The sequence below is a fragment of the Priestia endophytica genome, assembly GCF_026790145.1.
GTDB lineage: Bacteria > Bacillota > Bacilli > Bacillales > Bacillaceae_H > Bacillus_I > Bacillus_I endophytica_A.
The window spans coordinates 1-20,482 of the sequence record NZ_JALAMS010000030.1 but is presented as its reverse complement, the minus strand read 5'-3'; the positions used below and the strand labels follow the sequence as shown (position 1 = coordinate 20,482).

Genomic DNA, 20,482 nt, shown 5'->3' with positions numbered 1-20,482 from the left:
TTAAACTTAGCATCATCTACATTATAAGAATAAAAAACCTTTATAATTCCTTTATAAACATTTATTTCTAATGTAAAATTATCTTTATGATTTAAATATTGGATATAGAAAGGGAATTTTATGAAATCTTTTTTAAAAGTAACAGGCACGGCATTCATACTTACAAGCTTAATGACAGCCTGTAGTGAAGAAAAAGAAACTGCTCAAGTTGAACCTTCAAAAGAAGTTGAACGTACTCTATCTCCTGAAGAGCAGCAACAGCAGTTAGAGATAGAGAAATTAGAAAAAGGAATTCTTTTCTACGGAGAAGGTGCAAAAGGCGGAGATTATGGTGTCTCTGTTTTAGATGGAACATACGAAAAAGCCAATGAAGGTTCAGGTATCATTAAGGCTCAAGTTGAAGTAAAGAATGTTCATGACGACGGTACAGCTGTTACTCTTTTACCTTTAGAATTTTGGGTAGAAAATGAGAAAACAAACCAAAAAGTTATAGGAAAAGCCATTCCTAACGATGCTGAGAAATTTACAAATCTCCCTCAAGGACAATCTATAGTTTTTGATGTTTCCTTTTCAATTAAAGATACAGAGGAATTAGAAAACTTCTATTTATACATAGATAGTAAAAATGATCCGTTTGCAAATGCTCATTGGAAACTCGATAATTTAGATTCCTCACAATCATAAATTGATGAATATGATTTGTGAATGCTAGTTAATATAAAATCTATTAAAGGAAGTAATAAAAGCGCAAACCTGCTTAGTAACAACAAGTCTGCGCTTTTATTTTCGTTTATATATACTTTTACGGACCGATTTTAAATTATACAAAACTCATCTTAAGTTGTTGCTTTTCCTTACCGATCACCCATCTTTTGTAGATGACTAGGATTAGTATATCGGAGTTTTAGAGATTGCTTACAAGTGAATGGATGTTTTTGCACCAAAACTATTCGATTAAAAACCTCTCCTAAGTGACAGGAGAGGTTTTTAAAAATCACTCTTTAGCTATTTTCCCAAACATCTTGAGCAATTTTAATGACGTGACTGATTTTATTCCATTGCTCTTCTTCTGTTAACTCGTTTCCTTCTTCAGTACTTGCAAATCCACATTGAGGACTTAATGATAAGTTTTCTAGAGGTATGTATTGGCCTGCCTCTTGAATTCTTTCTTTAATTGTTTCAGGATCTTCTAGTTTAGCAAATTTAGATGTTATTAATCCTAGTACAACAGTTTGGTCATTACGAGTAAAGTTTTTTAATGGTTCAAAATCACCTGAACGGTTGTCATCATATTCAAGGAAAAGTCCGTCTACCTTTAAGTTAGCAAAGATTGCATCCGAGATGTTATCGTAGCCGCCACTTGTGATATAAGTGGATCTGAAATTCCCACGGCAAATATGCATTGTGATTAGCATATCCGCAGGCTTCTTAGAGATAGCATCATTTAAGCAGCTTACTCTCGTATCAATAATATCCTGTACATCCATGCCAAGCTTTTCAACAACTGCTTTTATACGTTCTTCCGAAACAAAATCAATCCAAGAAGTATCATCTAATTGTAGATAACGGCATCCCGCATCATAAAAAGCTTGAATGGCTTTTTGATAAGCAGCTACTGTATCATTATAAAACTGCTCACGGTTCCCCCCATAATATGAATCCTCTTGAATTCTAGTGAATAACATGTTAGGGCTTGGAATGGAGAATTTAGCAACTTGGCTTCCATCACCATATTGTTCGACAGCTTCTTTTAAAAACGTGAAGTGTTCTAGCATATAATGATGATTGAAATTCACTTTACCAACTACTCTAATAGCCTTATTTTTTGTTTTTGCCCCTTTAAATTGACTGATATATTCTGTTTCAAACTCCTCTACACCTTCTAAACCTGATAAAAAGTCTAAATGCCACCAAGAGCGTCTAAATTCACCATCTGTAATGGATTTAAGGCCTGTTTCAATTTGTTTTTGGACAAGCTTTTCAATTTCTTTATCTTCTACAGCTTTTAAGGCATCCTTATCGATCTCTCCATTTGCGTAAGCTGTTCTTGCTTCTTTAAGAGGTGCTGTTCTTAAAAAACTGCCTACGTGATCTGCTTTAAATGGAGCTTTTACTAATGTCTTTGTCATAATTTCATTTCCTTCTTTCTTTCAAAATTAAAAAACCTCTTCTTAAAAATAAGAAGAGGGTAATTGTCATAATGTGTACTCTTCTTATCTTCAAGCAAATCGCTACTGGAATTGGCACAGTACTTTAATAGTCCGCTGCCGAGGTTTCCTAGGGCCAGTCCCTCCACCTCTCGAGATAAGAATATTCAAATTATTTAACTTAAAAATAGGTTACACCTGTTTTATTGCTTTGTCAAATAAAAATTTATTTCTCATTGATTTTAATGTTGACTTTCATCTTATATTTAAATTCCTTTTATTTCCTGCGGAATTAAATCATACTCTTCATTTGCCAAGATTAAATACAAGTACCAAAACTGTTTGAAGATATGAATAACAGACTAAAAATCTTTGCTTATTATGTATTCTACCCTCAGTTTTGCGTCCCTATTGTATTAACTGAAAAAGCTATGTGGCTTAGGCTAAATGAAGTATTAATTTGAAGTTAACATACCCCCAATTATAAGGAGTTTGCTTTATTTGTGACTACACTATAATTTAAGATGTAAAAAAATCCACACAATATAAAGAGGAAACACTAGAATAAGCAACCAACTAGATCATCATTCCATATTTATTTTACATACTGTTCGTTAACAGAAGTAATAAAAGCGCAAACCTGCTTAGTACCAACAAGTTTGCACTTTTTATTTTCGTATATATACCTTTAAGATCAATCTGTTCTCCACATAGTTATTTAAGTATATAGCTTGATAAATTAGCTGATTAACTGTGAACACTTTGCTTCCATTTATCACAAGGTATAATGTCATGCCTACTCATTTACACTATTTGGACTGTATTTTTTGATACCACTTTCCTGCAGCTTCTACCTCTTCGATTGTTAATTGGTGACCTTTATTCTCCCAATGAAGTTCTACATGTGCATTAGCCTTTTCTAATAAAGATTGAAGCTCATTCGATTCCATTGGCGAGCAAATCGGATCATTTGTCCCAGCAGCAATAAACACGAACTTACCTGATAAGTCCGGAAGCTCAATCCCTTTTCTCGGTACCATAGGGTGATGAAGAATAGCACCCTTTAAAGCATTTTGGTAGTGAAATAATAAACTAGCTGCTATATTCGCTCCATTTGAGTAGCCAATGGCGATAATATTATCGCGATCAAAACTATATTTTTCTGCTGCCTCATCAAGAAATTCATTTAATTCTTTTGTTCGGAAAATAAGGTCTTCTTCATCAAATACCCCTTCAGCCAATCTTCTGAAGAATCGAGGCATTCCATTTTCTAATACATTTCCTCGAACACTTAAGACAGAAGCCTCATCATCAATTCTTCCTGCAATAGGCAACAAATCTAATTCATTTCCACCAGTACCATGTAGTAATAATAATGTTGGTTTTGTTGAATCTTTCCCTTTATTGAAAATATGCTTCATTATTTATCCCCTTCCAGAACACGAACCTCTACTTGCGGTAAGGTTTCTTCTAATTCTTCTCTTTTTGACTCTAACCAAGATGGCAACATCAGTTTTTTTCCAAGTTCATGGATAGGTTCATCCATGGGATTTTATAAAGATTTATTTAGGTCTTTTGATTTCAAAGATTTCACCAATTTTCGCATAATCATTTCCAGCTAATCGACTTACTGCAGTCAATCCATGAGGATCGATTCTTCCATTTTTATAGATATCCTGTTCAATATGAAATTGAACGACTTTTCCTATAATCAGATCGCATCCAGGGGAATCTGAACCTCCCAATTCTAAGGAATGCTCTAATGAACATTCCATTCGAATTTTCGCTTCCTTTACACTGGGTACCGAAATCTTTACACTCTCTATGGGAGTTAAATTAGCTAACTCAATCTCACTTTGATTAGCAGGAAGACTTGCAGCTGTTTTATTTATTTTCTCAACATTTTGTTCGTCAACAATATGCACAACAAATTGCTTAGACTCGATGATATTTCTCGCTGTATCCTTTTGTTTCCCCGCAGAGCGTTGAATAGATAGAGAAATCATAGGAGGGTTCGATGATACAATATTAAAGTAACTAAATGGAGCACCATTCAAAATACCGTCTTTTGAAATCGTAGTGACGAAAGCAATAGGTCTAGGTATAATGCTCCCTATTAGAAATTTATAAATTTCTCTTTCAGACATAGAACCTGGCTCAATTGAAAGCAAAGAAATCATCCCTTTCGCAACATTAGTCTAATTCTCTTACTTCAAACGGCAGTAACACTTGTTCAATTTTCTCTCTCTGAGGCTCATATTGTAATGGAAGCATCAAATTTTCGCCCATTGTCTCTTGTGATTCATCATGAGCAAATCCTGGAGGATCCGTTGCAATTTCAAATAGGATTTCGCCATGTTCTTTGAAGTAAATGGCATTAAAATAATTTCTGTCTCGTACAGGTGTGACACCATATCCATTTGTTGCAATATATTCTTGCCAATCTAGTTGATCTTTATCGTCAATAGCTCGCCATGCAATATGGTGTACGGTACCGACACCCATTTGTCCACGTCCAATAGTAGTCAATTTAAGATCAATAATATTTCCTAGATCAGCTGTAGAACGGTAACGAGCGAAATCTCCTTCTTTACCGACTAATTCAAGACCCATTACCTTTTCTAATAATTCTGCTGTTTTATTAGGCTGAGTTGATAGTAAAGTTGCTCCCCCAAACCCTTTAATAGCGACTTCAGGTGTTACATCACCAAAACTCCATGTATTGAGTTCGCCTTCTTCTCTTTCAACAATCTCCAAGTGAAGACCATGAGGGTCATCAAATTCTAAATATTGTTCTCCAAAGCGTTCCATTCTAGTAAACACAACATTGAACTTTTCTAGCCTTTTTTCCCAGAATTCCATAGCACCTTTAGGAACTACATAAGAAGTGACACCTACTTGACCCGCTCCTATCGTACCTTGGCGAGCACCTGCCCATGGAAAGAAAGTGATAATGGTTCCCGGCTTACCACCTTCATCTCCAAAATAAAGATGATACGTACCTGGGTCATCAAAATTGACGGTTTGCTTAACTAAACGTAACCCTAAAACACCTGCATAGAAATCGACATTCTCCTGTGGATGCCCTACGATTGCTGTAATGTGGTGAATACCCATTGTTTTTTTACTCATTTTTAACACTCCTTTGTTATATAAAATCTAGTTATTAAAACAACTTGATACTTTATTTTATACCGGCTTATAAGCTAAGAATCTAATAATATTCATTTCAAACCCAAAAATCTCTACTTCCATATAATTTAGAATAAAAATACATCAAGAGCATATTGACCAGGACCTGTTAAAGCTACGCCTATCGCAACAACAAGTAAAGTTAGATTATATTCATATCCATTATCTGTTGCCCATAATCCATTTGGACCATGCACCTTTACAATAGCCATTACCATTGTGCCTGCAATGATGATTCCTGCAAGTGGAGTTAAAAGTCCTAATACAAACAAAATTCCTCCAATAAGTTCTGCTAATCCTGCAAAAAGAGCTATTTTTACTCCTGGCTTCATCCCAATGGATTCAAACCAACCTCCTGTACCTTTCAAACCATGACCGCCGAACCAACCAAATAATTTTTGAGCACCGTGGCCAACAAACAGTAAACCAATTACCAAACGAATGATCAGTAAACCAACATTTATCATGTCAAACCCTCCTAAATAATTTTTATCTCGAATTCGAGATAATATACTAAAAAAATAATGTCTAAACTTTATCTTTTACTTTTTTCAAAAGATGGACCAGTGTTTCTGCTTCGTCAGGATTTAATGAATCAAACATATCGTCGACTACCTTATGATGTTTCAGCATGGTTTCTTGCATTAATTCATTTCCATCATGTGTTAATGAAACATGTGTTACACGACGATCCTCTTGACAGGCGTTTCGACTTAATAAACCTTTTTGTTCTAGTTTATCGATAACATAGGTCATCGAACTACTTGAAACTAATATATGATCTCCAATTTGGCGAATCGTTTGTTTCCCTTTTTGGTAAAGCACCTCTAAAACAGAGAACTCCATTATATTTAGCTTATTTTTCGACATCTCTTCCTTCATTCTCTCATGAACTGCTTTAGATGTTTGCATTAATACCAAAAAGGGCAAATTCGTGCATCTCCGCTGCATTTGGTTTCCTCCTTTCAAAATAACTTTAATTAAATTATCTCAAATTAAAATATCTTGAATATGAGATAATTGTAATACTTATATTTTTTTCTGTCAACGTTTTTTGCTAATAAATTTTTGATAAAAGTTCTGTCCGATTTTTATTGTTTTTTACGATTAACAACTTGCTTATATTTATTCTTTTTCATGATGTAAAACCATCCCATAATCCTACATCTTGGATATTTTAAACTTACGATTTTATAGAAAAGGCGTAAATGGTTTCTACCCTTACGAACAAAATAAAGACAATGTCCCTTTTTTAGAAAAGGAGAGAACTAAATATACTATACAAAGCGAGTTCACCTAATGCAGCTTATAGGAAAAAGACCTTGGTACTGTTTGACCAAGATCTTTTGTTATTGTGAATTAAAGCTTTTTTTGAAGCCTATAATTATGTGAAATATATGCTTCTTCAATTTTTTTGGAAAACAGACAATTAGAGTTCCTAAGATATTTAAAATTACAAAAAAGATGGATAAACCAAAGAGTAAATCAAGGAAAAAACCAAAAAAGATGATTGCCATTCCTATATAAAACAAAGTATTCGAAATATTTTCTTCTCTTTTATCAATCGTTTCCTCCATTTGCGAGGTTAAGAAATTAACCTTAATTAGTTTAACAACTGTTGTTTCATATATCTCACTTAACCTTAAAAGGTTTTGACTATTAGGATAACATTCGCTATTTTCCCACTTATAAACTGTTTCTCTAGATACATTCATTTTTTTAGCGAGATCCTCTCGAGACATATTTTTTGATTCTCTTAAATTCTGTAATCGCTCACCTAAATCCAATTCCATCATTCCTCCTGTAATACCACTTTATAACATTCATGCAAAATAATCTATAAGCAATTTAGGAGATGGGAACTTATGATTAACAGGATTAATAGGGTACATTTTATTTTTAGAAAGACATTGACTATATTTTAATGTTCTTATAAACCATACTTTTCTGGATAGATAAGGCGACAATCATTGTAGCCAAATACTCTATCAATAAATGCAAAGGCCGCTCTATTACATACTCTTAAACCTTCTTTTTATTCAATCCGTTATACTCGTTTAGTACAATGAAAGAGGAGTTGCTGTAGCAACTCCTCCTTTTAAACTCTTGCCACTCCTTCTTGAAAAAAGAACTCAAAATAGTTTCTATGAATTTGCTGCAATGTTCGAATCTTCAACATTAATCCACCGTTTTTCCTCTGAAGTCAATTGAATGTCTAGAGCTTCGATACTTGAGTTTAACTCCTCTATGCTTTGTGGTCCTATTACAGCACAAGAAGGAAACGACTGATTTAATACAAATGCCAAAGCAATATGATTGGCATTATATCTAGGCCCTTTTTGTTTAGCTAACTCGTTGGTTCTTCGTAAACGTTCCCAGTTAGTATCATTATAGTAGACTCGAACGATATCTTTGTTTGATTTGTCCTCAGGTGAAAAGCGTCCTGTGAAAAAACCGCTTGCCTGGGAAGCCCATGAAAAAAGTGGGAAGTTCGTTTTTTTATACCACTTAAGATCAGTCTCGTCCACATATACAGTTCCTGGCCAACGAGGTTCGTTGATTTGGGCTAAACTAAACGATGGGCTATTTACAAGTAAACGATTATACCCTTTTTCATCAGCATATTTATTCGCTTCTTCGATACGTTCAGTTGACCAATTGGATACCCCAAATGATTTTATATGACTCCTATTTTTAAAATCTTGTAGCATATCCATAAGGATCTCCACTGGTACGGATGGATCATCACGATGAAGCAAGTACAGATCTATATAATCCGTTTTAAGTCTCTCAAGACTTATCATCAAATCATGCGTAATATCTTTAGGATTGACTCTTTTTTTCCGCCCATCATGAAGGCCATTTTCATTTACAAAATGATGACCACCTTTACTAATAATGATTATATCTTTACGGTTCTGTCTTTCTTCTAGCCACATACCTAACGTAAGCTCAGCATTACCCTGGCCATAAAGATATGCTGTATCTATCGTGTTTCCTCCTTGTCCTACAAATGCGTCTAACATCTTAAACGAAAGAGCCCTACGGTCCGGTGAAAAGCTCGAGGTCCCTAAAATAAGTTGTGAGCACCCACGATCCATTCCTCCGATTTCTATATATTTCATTTTTGTTCACTCCTATTTTATCATTTGTTGGAGCATGAAAGTTTTACTTAACTAAATGATTGTAAAATCACAATAAGGTATGGATGCATCCTGAATTTTCAGCCATCTTTCGCTCATCTGATAAATTTAAAACACACTTGTCTTCTGACACGTCAATGATTCAAAAGCTTGTCCTTTAAGACATTTTATCTATTATTTTTTCATCACCCTTGTCAAACGCTATTTCCCTATGTCCCTCAACTAACTTTCTATAACGGTAAAAAACAAATAACGCACACACCAAACCAATGACTGACAAAAATGCATCAAAAATAAAAATGAATTTAATATTACCACTTTTCGACATAAATCCTGTCACAAGTGGCATAACGACAGAAGCTAGTCCTCCTGCTGTAGCAAGAATTCCTGTCGCGGTTCCTTTCTTTTTCCAGAATAGTTCATTAATCGTTGCAATTGACAATTGGAAAATACCAGCAGTTGAAAAGCCGACAAAAAAGGAAGCTACCGATACGATTTCAGGTGACCTAATTGTTAAAATAGTTACAATTGAAGTAAATGTAATGATGGGATAAATCACAAGGACTGTGACAGGACGCAGGAATTTTTTCAATAATACAGCTAGTGATAAAACAGATACGAACATCCCGACACTGTAATAGCTGAGTAGTTTAATGGATTGAACTTCTGTCATTCCTAGTACTTGCTGACCAAAAGAAGGCAGCCAAATTTGAGCCACAGTAAATAGACCGGTAGAAGTGAAGCCAATAACCACAAGGGCAAGCCCCTCTTTCTTAAAATTTGGTTCAGAGAGAAACTTGGTGCTTCCATTAGACTGGTCCATTTCAGGAGTTTGCTCTGTACGATGATTTGGAAAAGGAACCGTAATCAAAAACAACATATTTAGAAAATAAACAGCAGCGGGTATAAAAAAAGCATAGCCGTAAAACATTCCCTTACTTGCAATAAACGAAATCATTAATGGCAAAAGTCCTGTGCCAACTGCCATAAAAGCTTTGACCATTACACTAGCAGATCCGGCCGACTTTGGAAAAATCTCAACTAAACCTGGATACGCGCCTGCATCAAGTGCTGAATTGGCGCATCCAGCCAATAGTGCAAGAGCAAATGCAATTTGATAGCTTGGCGCCAACGGAATTCCTGCCAGAAAAATGCCTAATCCAAGAGCTCCAAAAATAACCAATGGCTTTCTGCCAAACTTATCTGATAGACGCCCTGATAACGCATAAGTAAGCAACTTTCCAATCCCAATTGCAGAAATAATATAACTAATCCCAGCGCTGTCCGTACTCCACTGACCCGTTAACGAAGTCATATTTGAAATCAGTATGATATTCACCATACCTAGTAAAAGATAACTTGTATACATGCTTAGTGCTGTCTTTATATACATTTCCAACAACCCCTATCTACCAGAAAAAGTTTTCGAAAAGACCGGTTAATTTAGATCATACAGATATTTATACAATTGGAATCGTTAATACTTACAGGCTGAAACACGAATTACTTAAATCGACCTCATTAAAGTTAAGAAACAAAAGTGTTTTAGCGTCCTATCTTCTTAGGACTTTATTATATAGAAAGAAATTTTTTAAAAAACTAAGTTATTTTTGTAACCGCTATCAATTTATTGATCTATTGTATTTGTTTTCATAACATTTTCTTTCTCTTATCCATCGCTTTTCTTTCTTAGACTACCGTTATTATACTAAATATTCAGATTTTTAATTAACTTGAATATCGTATATAAATTTCACCAGTTCCCAAACAAAGGAGGAACATGCCGATACTGATAGGCCGCCCCTCTATGATTAGACTACTTTATCGCCGCTACAGCTGCTCTTAAACCAAGAAGATAGCTTTCCACCCCAAATCCGCAAATTTGACCTTTTGCAATTTCAGCAAAAACCGAATGATGCCGAAACTCTTCTCTTGCGTGAATATTGGACATATGAATCTCAATAATTGGTGCAGTAAGAATTGCAAGCGCATCACGCAGCCCATAACTATAATGAGTCCATGCACCGGCATTGATGATAATGGCATCCTTATTCTCTAGAAAGGCTTGATGAATTCTTTCACACATCTCTCCTTCATGATTAGTCTGAAAACATTCTATTTCAACATCTAACTTATTCGCTAGTTCGTTTAGTTGCTCGTTGATCTGCTCAAGGGTGATTGTACCATATTGAACAGGGTCCCTTTTTCCAAACATATCATGATTGATTCCATGTAACATCAGAATTTTTTTCATATTATCTCCCCCTTTGTTTTTATAGAATGGGCATTCCCATCCTTCTATAACAATAAGCAAATATCTTGCAAATACAAATAAACGTTATCTCCCTATTCAATATCATTTTTAGTTGATTTCACGTAATATTGTTCAATAGATTAAGTTGATGTTATATTTATAGAAACAATTTTCATCTTCAGACTCATCACGTTTTTGTGAGGTGAGACCACGTTTTCAAAATTCATGTACATTTACTCGACCTGCGTTTACTAACGCTTCTGAAAAGAGTAAGCTTCGAAATACGCCTTTGCAGTCTGCAAGCAACGCCGCGCATGTTCCTCATATCCTAACTCTTGAGCGCGTTTATTATGTGGCAGCTCAATTGAGTAAGGAATCTCAGGAATACGCTCCACGATACTCGCAATATCAATACACCCCTCTCCTATGTACAAACGTTCCTCACGAAGAATCTTGATCATCTCTTCTTTTGATGCCGGAATTTTCGCAGGTGCATCGCAAAGATGAAGAAAACGGAACCATTCACGTGGTACTGCGTCCAAATCCTCAATCTTATCCCCTGCACGATGGAAATGATGGATATCGATCATAAGACCAGCATTTTCCTGATTTGCTGCACGTAGAACATCAAGAGTTTCCGCAAGATTTGTCACACTTGCAATAGGAACATACTCTAATTCTATAGTTAGTCCGAACGGTTTAGCCAGCTCGCAAAGTTCAATAAAACGCTCCATATATAAATCGCGATCATTCGTCCAGATACTACTAAGAACATGGCGCCCGCCAAGTTCAGCCGCAACTTCCATAGCAGGTACATACTTCTTTGGATCAACGTCATCACAGATACGTGCTAGCTCAATGTCTAGAAGCTGTATGCCTGTTTCAGCAAGTGCCTCTTTCGTTTCCCGCATCATCTGTTTATTTTCAGCTAACGCATAGTTAGGCTCGCCAGGTAGACCCATATAAATGGGTCTAAGGCTGACGAAATCATAACCGGCTCTCGCGGCAAGGTAAGTCATCTCTGGTGGTGTGCAACCAAGTGTTGTAAGGTGGGCTAAGGAAAATCGATTTGTCATCTTCTTTTATCCCTCCAAGTGTAGAGTGTTTTTTAGATTTATACAGATACGTGATGAACCTTCTTATCCGGAGAATAAATATCCATTATATTCCAGTGTCCAGAAGTTGGAACAGGATTGTTTAACATAGCGACATCGATGACAACTGGTTTATTTGACTCAATGGCCCGTTGTAAAGCAGGTTTAAATTCTTCCGCTGCTTCAATTTTAATTCCTTCCACCCCATAAGCCTTTGCGATAGCTGCATAGTCAGGAGAGTAAGGGTTTCCATCTCTTTCAAACAACGTACCAAGAGTTGTTCCATAATGGGCTTTTTGCAATCCTGCAATCGTACCGAATGCATAATTATTCATGATAATCCACACAACTGGGATATTTTCTTCAGCCGCTGTTGCAAGTAAGGCAGGGTTCTGCCCAAAACCGCCGTCACCTACCAACGAAACAACCACTTTGTCCGGTTGAGCAATTTTTGCTCCTAGAGCCGCTGGAGCACCAAACCCCATTGTAGCGAAACCTCCAGGTGTTAAAATACTGCCTGCTTCATATATTGGAAACTGCTGTCCTACTCCATTTTTATTCCAGCCTACATCTGTTGTAATGTACGCATCTTTCGGAAGGACTTCGCGCACTTCTTCTAAGATGCGCTGAGGCTGCATTGGAAAAGAATTATCTGTAATAAATTTTTGATTACTTTTTTTGAATTCTTCTCGATAAGAAGCAATTTCTTGTTTAAGCTCCTCATTTTGTAATCCTGCTGGAATTAATTCTTTTGCCACACGATTTAGCACAGTTAACGCTTGTTTTAAATCTGCTACCGCTCCAATTTCGACTGGGTAGTTCCGGCCAATTTCGCTTGGATCAATGTCAATTTGAATCAATTTCGTAGGCGGGAAGTTAAAGGTATATTCTGATTCCCATGAACTGCTATCCGCTTCAGCAAAACGAGTGCCTAAGGCAAAAATATAATCCGCTTCTTTACATTTATCATTAATAAACTTCGTTCCCCAGAAGCCTGTCATCCCTAATGTAAATGGATGGTCATCGGAAACAGCGCCTTTACCCATAAGAGAATGAGCAACTGGAATATTCAAATGGTCGACTAGTTCTCTCAGTTCCTGAGCTGCATCTGCTAGCAAAATCCCTCCACCAACATACAAGAGAGGATTTTGGGCATTTACAAGAGTTTCGATGATCTTTCTCGCTGTAACCTCATCAATTGAAGGCTTATTAAGCATTTTCGTATTATGGTTTAACTTCTCAAATAACGCCGGATCCACTTCTTTCGAGAAAATATCCATTGGTACTGATACTAAGACAGGACCCGGATTTCCGCTTTCGGCCAATTGAAAAGCCTTCTCCATAATTTCAGGAAATAAATCAGGACGATCTACACGCCATGCACGCTTAACAAACGGACGATAAATTTCATATTGTGAAGCATCAGCATGTAAGTTAACTTCCTGATGAGGATGTTTACCATAGTAGTGACTTGGAACATCCCCTGCGATCACGACCATTGGAATCGAATCTAAAGCTGCGTTAGCAACTCCTGTAGCAGCATTCGTTAAGCCAGGTCCTAAATGGCTTAATAAAACAGCCGTTTGCTTTTTTACTCTCGCATACCCATCAGCCATATGAGCAGAGATTTGTTCATGTCTAACATTGACGAATTTGATTGAACTATTTTCCAAAGCTGTTAAAACCGCGATATTTGTATGTCCGCAAAGACCAAAGATATGTTCGACTCCTCTATCTTCTAAATACTTGACTAATTGATGAGAGATGAGATTGTTCATTGTTTTTGTTCCTCCTTAAAATTCATAATCATCTTTCATGCTTTTCTGAAACAGCCTCTTCAAAGGCCTATTTATACTCCGCGAAAGGAAGAATCATAGAAGCAATTAATTACTGACACCCTTCATTATTCTTCCCCCCGTCCTTGTTAACGCTTACAATACGCTACCTAATGTTCACTATTCGTTAATAGGAAGCTGTAATACTATCATTTTTGTTTCTGTCATATCCTCAATCGCGTAACGAGGACCTTCACGCCCAATTCCACTATTCTTCACACCGCCATAAGGCCAATGATCTAGTCTGAAATTCGACGTCCCATTAATCACGACACCACCAACTTCTAGTGAGTGGGCAACTTTATAAGCCAAATCCATTTTATTTGTAAACAGTCCTGTCTGGAGTCCAAAGGAAGAATCATTAGTCTCTGCAATGGCATCTTCAATAGTTTCGTAAGGAATAATACTTACTATCGGTCCAAACACTTCCTGACAAACGACTTTACTATGTTTAGGAGGATTTAATAAAATCGTTGGTTCTACTGTTGCACCATATTGTTTGCCTCCGCATACAACAGTCGCTCCTAGCTGAACAGATTCATTGATCCAATTCATCACCCGTTTCGCTGCATTTTCATCAACTAAGCAGCCAACATCTGTATCTGGTAATGAAGGATCTCCAATTTTAAGTTTTAATACCTCTTCTTTTAACAGGTCCGTAAATGTTGGAATAATTGATTGATGTACATAAATTCGTTGGACAGAAATACAGCTTTGTCCTGAATTACTGAAACCTGTTCTTGCGCACAAAGTGGCAGCACGCTTTAAATTCGCATCTTCATGGACAATAGTAGAAGCGTTTCCACCAAGCTCAAGAAGTACTTTTTTCATATTAGCTAATTCACATATATTCCTAGCTGCCACTACCCCGCCTGTAAAAGAAATCACATTAATGCGGTCATCTTTTACAACTTGTTGTCCAATTTCCACTCCACCAAGCACCATATTGATAGCGTTTTTAGGAAGCCCAGCCTCTAATAATAACTTTAATAATTTAGTCGCGATCAGCGCTGTTTGAGGAGCCGGCTTCAAAATCACACTATTGCCTGCTGCAAATGCTGGGCCAACCTTATGGCAAACAAGATTTAGAGGAGCATTAAATGGTGTAATAGCAGCAACAACTCCAACAGGTACCCGAAAAGTAGAAGCAATCGCTTTTGTTCCTCTTTCAGAAGCATCACCAGGCAATGTTTCTCCTATTAAGCGTTTTGCCTCTTCACCTGATAGTTCTAATGTTTCAATGGAGCGGGATACTTCATCAAGCGTATTTTTTAAAGGTTTTCCTAATTCAAGAGAAATAAGTCCAGCAAATCTCTCTTTCTCTTGTTCTAGTAAGCAAGCTGCCCGCTTTAAAATTTTTGCTCGTTCATAAGAAGGAATATTAGCAATTTGTTTTTTTGATGCGTAAGCAGAGGCCAAAGCATTTTCTACATCTTCCTGTGTTGCGAGTACCTGCTCACCAACTACGTCTCCGGAGTAAGGACTTTTAATTAAAACACTTTCACGATTTGTTTCAACCCATTCCCCGTTAATATAAGGCTGTGCTTTTTTTACAGTTGTTTTTATCATCTTTTATCACCTATCTTTCTAAATGATAGTTTGTCAATTATTTTGGATTTAAATAAAACAGTATAAACGCTTTCATTTTTGTTTTTTTTCGACAACTAATTACAGATAATTAATGGTCTCCCCTTTTTTGTTTATTTATACTCATCAAACTTCGCATCTATATTCCACTGAGTGGAATACGATTACATTCTATGAAACCTCAAAGTGATTGTATATCAATTTTTTTATTTTTTCAATAGTTTATTAATATAAAATTTTCAAAAAACTATCTATAAAGTTCTTAATTATTGAGTTATAGTCACTTTTAATGGGGAAGGGATGACATCTAAAAAAACTTGATTGCAAATAAAATTCAGTGTAGGATGTAAACAAGTTCCAACTAGTGGAATTCATTTTAATCAACAAACCATTTTATTAAACATAAAAGGATGATGAAAAGATGCCATTAGAAAAAGAAAATGGAGGACAAAGCATACGAACCGTTCAAAGAGCATTGGATATTCTTGCTTGCTTTGATGAAGAACAACCCCAATTAAATTTAACTCAAATTTCAGAAAAGATAGGATTAGCCAAATCTACAACAACTAGACTTTTGGCAACCCTAGAACAAAATGGATATGTAGAAAAAGATTTATCAACACTTAAATATAAACTTGGTAAACAAATTTATTATTTGGGTCATATAGCTGGTAAATCCATTGAGTTAAAAACTATTGCAAAACCTATTATGGAAAAATTACGAGATGAAACAAAAGAAACCATTAACTTACATACTTTAGAAGGAATCTATAGAGTATGTATTGAGCAATCTCTAGGCCTTAATACTATAAGTCATAGTATTAAAATTGGAGTAAAGCACCCTTTATGGGCAGGTGCTGGAGGAAAGTCAATACTTGCTTTTAAAAATGAGGAGTTTGTCCAAATGGTTTTAGAAACTGCAGTTAATCCGAGACCACAGTTAATGAGCGAATTGGAAGAAATAAAAACAGTCTATTTTTGTAGTAGTATTGATGAAGAAGAAGTCGGCTCTTCAGCTGTTTCAGCACCCATTTTCGATATAAACGGAGTGGTCAAGGCATCTCTTTCGATTTCTGGACCAACGAGTAGATTTTCTCAGGAAAACATAACAAATTACCAAAAACTCGTTAAAGATGCTGCTTTTTTAATTTCTTCTAAAATGGGTTACGTTCATCAAGAAAAAGTACTATAAGTATATTCTAAAAAACTTCTTAACCAATCATTATTTTCTAGAAAATCTACATCTAAATGACCTGCCAAATTACAGATAATAATAGTACCACGTTGACAATCCCACAGCTCAGCTCTGAGCGGTGGGATTATTTTCCGTAAACTTATAATATTTATCTTTTACAAGAAAGTGACTATATTTTAGATGCACCTTATTTAATAAGAAAATGGAGAAGGCTATATGTATTAAATAAACACCCTTAAAATAAAAAGGTATTAAAAATGGACGTATGTGTATTCCTAGGTACAATTAACTAAAGATGATATTTATTTAATATAAGGATCCTTTAGAACATATGAAAGACTTTAGCCTCTCATAAATAATAGTCATGGTCATAGCAAAGACCGCCTCATATCCATTGGTATATAAGGCGGTCTTACGTATATATGATTTATAGCTAATTAGTTGTTTACATAAAATGCATAGCTTATCTGTTCTAAATTTTCTCTTATACATTAATATAAATAGGTTCTCTCTAATATGTATGAAAGGTAGCTATCTTATTACTTATTAAGGGAGGAAAACAATGAATAGTAGCTATACTCAAAATGCAATTTTTGAACATACATTTTGGATTCAAGTTTTAAAAGACCATTCACAATTTATCTTAGATTCTTTAGCAGAAAAAGAGAAGGAAGAAATACAAATAGCTAAAACGTTCATTCAATCGTTTAGTACTTTGTTAGACAGCGTCAAGGGTCCATCTCATAATATAGAAAAGCTTACAATGGAGGCTAAAGCCCAAGCATTAGCACTTAAAGAATTTAAATTATCCTTATTAAAAAAGCACTTAACAACTGACTTTACTATTCATCTTACACCTACTTTCCTAAACCATATGGTCAATGAACTTGATGAGTATTTATTAATTCTTGGCTACTTAGAAAAGAAACAAGTTCCACCTGTCTTTCATGAACTTCACCATCATTTACTATGGACTTTAGATGCTGCAGGGCATGCTGGAGCTATTTCCGATAGTCTTGACGCAGTAGAAAAGAAGATGAAGCAAAAGAGTATGCAGTTCTCTACCCACTTTGAACATTTTTATCTGAAAGCTGTAGAGTTGACCGGATATTTAAGAACAAATCTCGAATCCTTTCCCGCATTAAAGAAAATGAACAAAGACGTTAGGTTAGAAATAGAATTATTTCAAGTATTTCTTCATGAGATCGAAGAATTGGAACTATCAAACGAAATGCTCAGTACATTTTCTGCTCTAATGGCAGATCACATGATGAGAGAAGAATGCTACTATTTAACGAAATTAGCACAATCAACGAATACAGAAAATCCATCTTGTAGTCCTACCTCCTCCAACTATAAGTAGGTATGAACTTTCTCCTATGCATTTCTAAGATTTTAAGTAACCTATAATTACACAAATAACGTTAAGATAAAACTTTATTTGTTAAATAATCTAATCTGTTCCGTTATATAGAAGATCATATGGTGTTTTAGTCAGCATAATGTAAGCTATCGGTATATGAATTAAAGAAAGCCATGTCCTATCATAAGTAGGACATGGCTTTTACACTATATTGAATCATTATCTGTATCGTCTAAATGAGAAAAACTGAATGATATGAACTTATCATACATAGTCCCATCCTAAAGATAAAGAATAAACGATAACGCTAGAAGTTAATTTTTCACAGGATTCTCTATAATCATAAAGAATTGCTCAACTACCATATTAAAAAATAATACAAAACATAACGTGACATATTTTGAGAAGGAGATAGTAGAATGAACAAAAATCAACAAAGAAAATCATCAAAATCTGTTCATCCTAAATTGAATACAATTCATACAACGTTTAAACAAGCTTTTATAATAAAAAAGAACCCTTTCCCCTGGATAAAAGCTTTAAATGCTGGAATAGCTGCTGCTTTACCTATAGTTATTGGATTTTTTGGGGGATATCTAGAGTATGGTTTGCTAGCTAGTATTGGAGCGTTCACCTATCTTTATGTATTTAACCAACCCTATGTACAAAGAGCTAAAAGAATTTTTTGTGTAGCGCTAGGAATGTCTTTATCTATGGTCCTTGGCTCCCTTTTAGCTCCCTATCCGCTCGGAACTGCTATAGTTATGGGACTCATTGGAGCCATAGCTATATTTATTTTTGGGGCTTTAAAGATTACCGGACCCTCTGCTCTATTTTTTGTCTTAAGTTTTGCAATGGCTACTGGTATGCCTAGTGACCCATCACTTGCTCTTTTGCTTGGGGGATTTGTCTTTTTAGGAGGTGGACTATCTTGGATAATTTGCATGGCGGGTTGGTTTATATCTCCTCATGGACCCGAGACAGTTGCCATAAAAAGAGTATACGTAGAATTAGCCTATTTCTTAGATTCAATTGGTAAAGTAAATTTTGATACTGCAAGACATCAAACAGTTTTAGTGATGAAACAAGCAGAAAATATGTTATTAGCAGGTTATTCTTCTAAGAGGAAGACAGACACATTTACAAGGTTGTTTCTATTAAATGAACAGGCTAACCGAATATTTTTAGAGGCTCTCGATTTATCCGTGGAGAAAAATCTCACAATACCGTCTGAATTAGCACAATCTGTCCGAAATTTAGCTCATGCTATTGGATCTAAAAAGAGAAAGACAGTTAACATTTCAAAGTTACATGGAGTGGATAAAGAAATAGAAAACTTATCCGTGAAAATTCATAATGCCAGCAGGATACTAAATGAACCTATTGATAAAATACAACAAGAAGTAAGAATTTCAAAGCCTTCTCTCAAAACCATTTTTCTAAATGCTTTTGATAAAAATTCCATCGTGTTTCTCTCTGCTATAAAATTTGGAATCACCCTTATGCTTACTGCTATTATTGCCTATTCGTTCGGTTTTGATCGATCATACTGGGTCCCTTTATCTTGTGCTGCGGTCATGTCTGGACCAACAGTTATAGCAACGTTCCACCGTGCTGTTCAACGAACTTTTGGAACCATTATTGGCGTACTATTAGCAAGTGTAATTCTTGTATCTGTACACAATGGATACATGGTTGCTTTTATTATTTTGTGTTTAACGTTTCTTACAGAACTTTTTATCGTTCGAAATTATGGAATAGCTGCTATGTTTTTTACGCCATCAGCTTTGGTTATGGCAGAATACTCAAGTAAAGTATATGATTTTCCCTTCTTTGCTACTGTAAGAATCACAGATATTATAGTAGGTATTATTATTGGGCTCATTGGCATATTTTTAGTTGGAAGAAAATCAGCTTCTAGTGTGCTTAATCATTTTACTGCTGCTACAATTCGAAGCCAAGGACAGTTTTTATTGAGTTTATTCTCAAAAAATAATCAAAGTCTACATTTGGAAGAGTGCAGAGAAAGAGACAGAATGCAAACAAATTTAGTTAATTTATTAACAGTCTATGATACAGCTTTAGGTGAACTATTTAGTAATAAGGACAAATTAGAATCGCTATGGCCTGTTATATTTTCAGTAAACCAATTAGGATATTATCTTGAATCTAGCTTCAAATATTATGAGAGACGAACTCTTCCAGATAAGGACCTTGCTCAATTGCTTTATGTTTTTGAAACAATGGCTCTTGCTGTAGAGAACAATCAATACCCAACTGAGAAACATGTACCTGAAATAGAAGGATTCTCAAATATTCAAAATCAAATCCTCAATCTTCAGAAAGCTCTTCGATTTGAGAAATCGTTTTAATTGATGAATGAACTTCACTTAATTTTGGACAAACTGGTTCTTTAAAACGTGTTGTGCTTTTGTAAGAATATGTATCGTTTCTATTCCCGAAATAAAAGAGAGAGATTAGTTCCTCTACCTTTGATCATCTAATTTAAAATCATGTAAAGGATCAACATATGGGGCTATATAATTTGCCACTTTGTTAGGAGTGACTATGAAAGATTAAAGTTCATTTACTTCATCCTTTTATATATCATACTCTAAATACAAAGAAGTGAAAAAAAGCGCAAATTCATTGTGAAGTGACCCCTGTCAAGT

The 20,482-nt window shown here is 35.4% G+C and carries 17 protein-coding genes and 1 riboswitch; of the genes, 4 read left to right on the top strand and 13 right to left on the bottom strand.

Annotated elements, in window-relative coordinates; all coding sequences use genetic code 11:
• The first annotated feature begins 120 nt into the window (after positions 1-120).
• Positions 121-684, top strand: coding sequence for a hypothetical protein (locus tag MOC86_RS19920; protein ID WP_268585742.1), 564 nt, complete (start codon positions 121-123; stop codon positions 682-684).
• Between the two features lie 317 nt (positions 685-1,001).
• On the opposite strand, the gene MOC86_RS19915 is transcribed toward MOC86_RS19920, so the two are convergent.
• The 13 genes from MOC86_RS19915 to MOC86_RS19855 all read right to left on the bottom strand — a co-directional run bounded on the left by MOC86_RS19915 (position 1,002) and on the right by MOC86_RS19855 (position 15,234).
• Positions 1,002-2,129: a 5-methyltetrahydropteroyltriglutamate--homocysteine S-methyltransferase gene (locus MOC86_RS19915; RefSeq protein ID WP_268585741.1), complete on the bottom strand. Its 1,128-nt coding sequence runs from the start codon at positions 2,127-2,129 to the stop codon at positions 1,002-1,004.
• An 81-nt stretch (positions 2,130-2,210) separates the two neighbouring features.
• Positions 2,211-2,311: riboswitch (SAM riboswitch) on the bottom strand.
• Positions 2,312-2,956: 645 nt separating this feature from the next.
• The gene (locus MOC86_RS19910; protein ID WP_268585740.1) at positions 2,957-3,568 is read right to left on the bottom strand and encodes an alpha/beta hydrolase; all 612 of its coding nucleotides are present in this window, start codon (positions 3,566-3,568) and stop codon (positions 2,957-2,959) included.
• 141 nt (positions 3,569-3,709) lie between these two features.
• Positions 3,710-4,318 carry a flavin reductase family protein gene (locus MOC86_RS19905; protein WP_268585739.1) on the bottom strand — a complete coding sequence of 203 codons (609 nt, stop codon included), beginning with the start codon at positions 4,316-4,318 and terminating at the stop codon, positions 3,710-3,712.
• Between the two features lie 22 nt (positions 4,319-4,340).
• A complete protein-coding gene (locus MOC86_RS19900) occupies positions 4,341-5,279 on the bottom strand; it encodes a ring-cleaving dioxygenase (RefSeq protein ID WP_268585738.1) in 939 nt (312 codons plus the stop codon).
• 128 nt (positions 5,280-5,407) lie between these two features.
• Positions 5,408-5,806, bottom strand: coding sequence for a DoxX family protein (locus MOC86_RS19895; RefSeq protein WP_243512411.1), 399 nt, complete (start codon positions 5,804-5,806; stop codon positions 5,408-5,410).
• Positions 5,807-5,867: 61 nt separating this feature from the next.
• Positions 5,868-6,290 carry a MarR family winged helix-turn-helix transcriptional regulator gene (locus MOC86_RS19890; protein ID WP_268585735.1) on the bottom strand — a complete coding sequence of 141 codons (423 nt, stop codon included), beginning with the start codon at positions 6,288-6,290 and terminating at the stop codon, positions 5,868-5,870.
• A 398-nt stretch (positions 6,291-6,688) separates the two neighbouring features.
• Positions 6,689-7,132, bottom strand: a complete 444-nt coding sequence (locus MOC86_RS19885; RefSeq protein ID WP_268585734.1) for a helix-turn-helix domain-containing protein — start codon at positions 7,130-7,132, stop codon at positions 6,689-6,691.
• Between the two features lie 351 nt (positions 7,133-7,483).
• Complete coding sequence (locus tag MOC86_RS19880; RefSeq protein WP_268585733.1) at positions 7,484-8,464, bottom strand: aldo/keto reductase; 981 nt, start codon at positions 8,462-8,464, stop codon at positions 7,484-7,486.
• Positions 8,465-8,639: 175 nt separating this feature from the next.
• A complete protein-coding gene (locus MOC86_RS19875; protein WP_268585732.1) occupies positions 8,640-9,875 on the bottom strand; it encodes an MFS transporter in 1,236 nt (411 codons plus the stop codon).
• A gap of 423 nt (positions 9,876-10,298) precedes the next feature.
• A complete protein-coding gene (aroQ, locus tag MOC86_RS19870; RefSeq protein WP_268585730.1) occupies positions 10,299-10,736 on the bottom strand; it encodes a type II 3-dehydroquinate dehydratase in 438 nt (145 codons plus the stop codon).
• Between the two features lie 251 nt (positions 10,737-10,987).
• On the bottom strand, positions 10,988-11,812 hold the full coding sequence (locus MOC86_RS19865; protein WP_268585728.1) for a sugar phosphate isomerase/epimerase family protein: 825 nt from the start codon (positions 11,810-11,812) through the stop codon (positions 10,988-10,990).
• 38 nt (positions 11,813-11,850) lie between these two features.
• Positions 11,851-13,608: a thiamine pyrophosphate-binding protein gene (locus tag MOC86_RS19860; protein ID WP_268585727.1), complete on the bottom strand. Its 1,758-nt coding sequence runs from the start codon at positions 13,606-13,608 to the stop codon at positions 11,851-11,853.
• 177 nt (positions 13,609-13,785) lie between these two features.
• Entirely contained in the window at positions 13,786-15,234 is a 1,449-nt protein-coding gene (locus MOC86_RS19855) for an aldehyde dehydrogenase family protein (RefSeq protein WP_268585726.1), read from the bottom strand.
• A 439-nt stretch (positions 15,235-15,673) separates the two neighbouring features.
• On the opposite strand from MOC86_RS19855, the gene MOC86_RS19850 reads away from it, so the two are divergent.
• From MOC86_RS19850 to MOC86_RS19840, 3 genes are all read left to right on the top strand, one after another.
• Positions 15,674-16,444 carry an IclR family transcriptional regulator gene (locus MOC86_RS19850; RefSeq protein WP_268585725.1) on the top strand — a complete coding sequence of 257 codons (771 nt, stop codon included), beginning with the start codon at positions 15,674-15,676 and terminating at the stop codon, positions 16,442-16,444.
• A 565-nt stretch (positions 16,445-17,009) separates the two neighbouring features.
• Positions 17,010-17,810: a DUF2935 domain-containing protein gene (locus MOC86_RS19845; RefSeq protein WP_268585724.1), complete on the top strand. Its 801-nt coding sequence runs from the start codon at positions 17,010-17,012 to the stop codon at positions 17,808-17,810.
• Positions 17,811-18,229: 419 nt separating this feature from the next.
• Positions 18,230-20,182 carry an FUSC family protein gene (locus MOC86_RS19840; RefSeq protein ID WP_268585723.1) on the top strand — a complete coding sequence of 651 codons (1,953 nt, stop codon included), beginning with the start codon at positions 18,230-18,232 and terminating at the stop codon, positions 20,180-20,182.
• Positions 20,183-20,482 lie beyond the last annotated feature (300 nt).

Coding starts and splice junctions, on each gene's coding strand:
- MOC86_RS19840 (WP_268585723.1), top strand. CDS start 18,230: ATGAACAAAAATCAACAAAGAAAATCATCAAAATCTGTTCATCCTAAA.
- MOC86_RS19900 (WP_268585738.1), bottom strand. CDS start 5,279: ATGAGTAAAAAAACAATGGGTATTCACCACATTACAGCAATCGTAGGG.
- MOC86_RS19875 (WP_268585732.1), bottom strand. CDS start 9,875: ATGTATATAAAGACAGCACTAAGCATGTATACAAGTTATCTTTTACTA.
- MOC86_RS19885 (WP_268585734.1), bottom strand. CDS start 7,132: ATGGAATTGGATTTAGGTGAGCGATTACAGAATTTAAGAGAATCAAAA.
- MOC86_RS19880 (WP_268585733.1), bottom strand. CDS start 8,464: ATGAAATATATAGAAATCGGAGGAATGGATCGTGGGTGCTCACAACTT.
- MOC86_RS19910 (WP_268585740.1), bottom strand. CDS start 3,568: ATGAAGCATATTTTCAATAAAGGGAAAGATTCAACAAAACCAACATTA.
- MOC86_RS19855 (WP_268585726.1), bottom strand. CDS start 15,234: ATGATAAAAACAACTGTAAAAAAAGCACAGCCTTATATTAACGGGGAA.
- aroQ (WP_268585730.1), bottom strand. CDS start 10,736: ATGAAAAAAATTCTGATGTTACATGGAATCAATCATGATATGTTTGGA.
- MOC86_RS19850 (WP_268585725.1), top strand. CDS start 15,674: ATGCCATTAGAAAAAGAAAATGGAGGACAAAGCATACGAACCGTTCAA.
- MOC86_RS19845 (WP_268585724.1), top strand. CDS start 17,010: ATGAATAGTAGCTATACTCAAAATGCAATTTTTGAACATACATTTTGG.
- MOC86_RS19860 (WP_268585727.1), bottom strand. CDS start 13,608: ATGAACAATCTCATCTCTCATCAATTAGTCAAGTATTTAGAAGATAGA.
- MOC86_RS19920 (WP_268585742.1), top strand. CDS start 121: ATGAAATCTTTTTTAAAAGTAACAGGCACGGCATTCATACTTACAAGC.
- MOC86_RS19915 (WP_268585741.1), bottom strand. CDS start 2,129: ATGACAAAGACATTAGTAAAAGCTCCATTTAAAGCAGATCACGTAGGC.
- MOC86_RS19890 (WP_268585735.1), bottom strand. CDS start 6,290: ATGCAGCGGAGATGCACGAATTTGCCCTTTTTGGTATTAATGCAAACA.
- MOC86_RS19865 (WP_268585728.1), bottom strand. CDS start 11,812: ATGACAAATCGATTTTCCTTAGCCCACCTTACAACACTTGGTTGCACA.
- MOC86_RS19895 (WP_243512411.1), bottom strand. CDS start 5,806: ATGATAAATGTTGGTTTACTGATCATTCGTTTGGTAATTGGTTTACTG.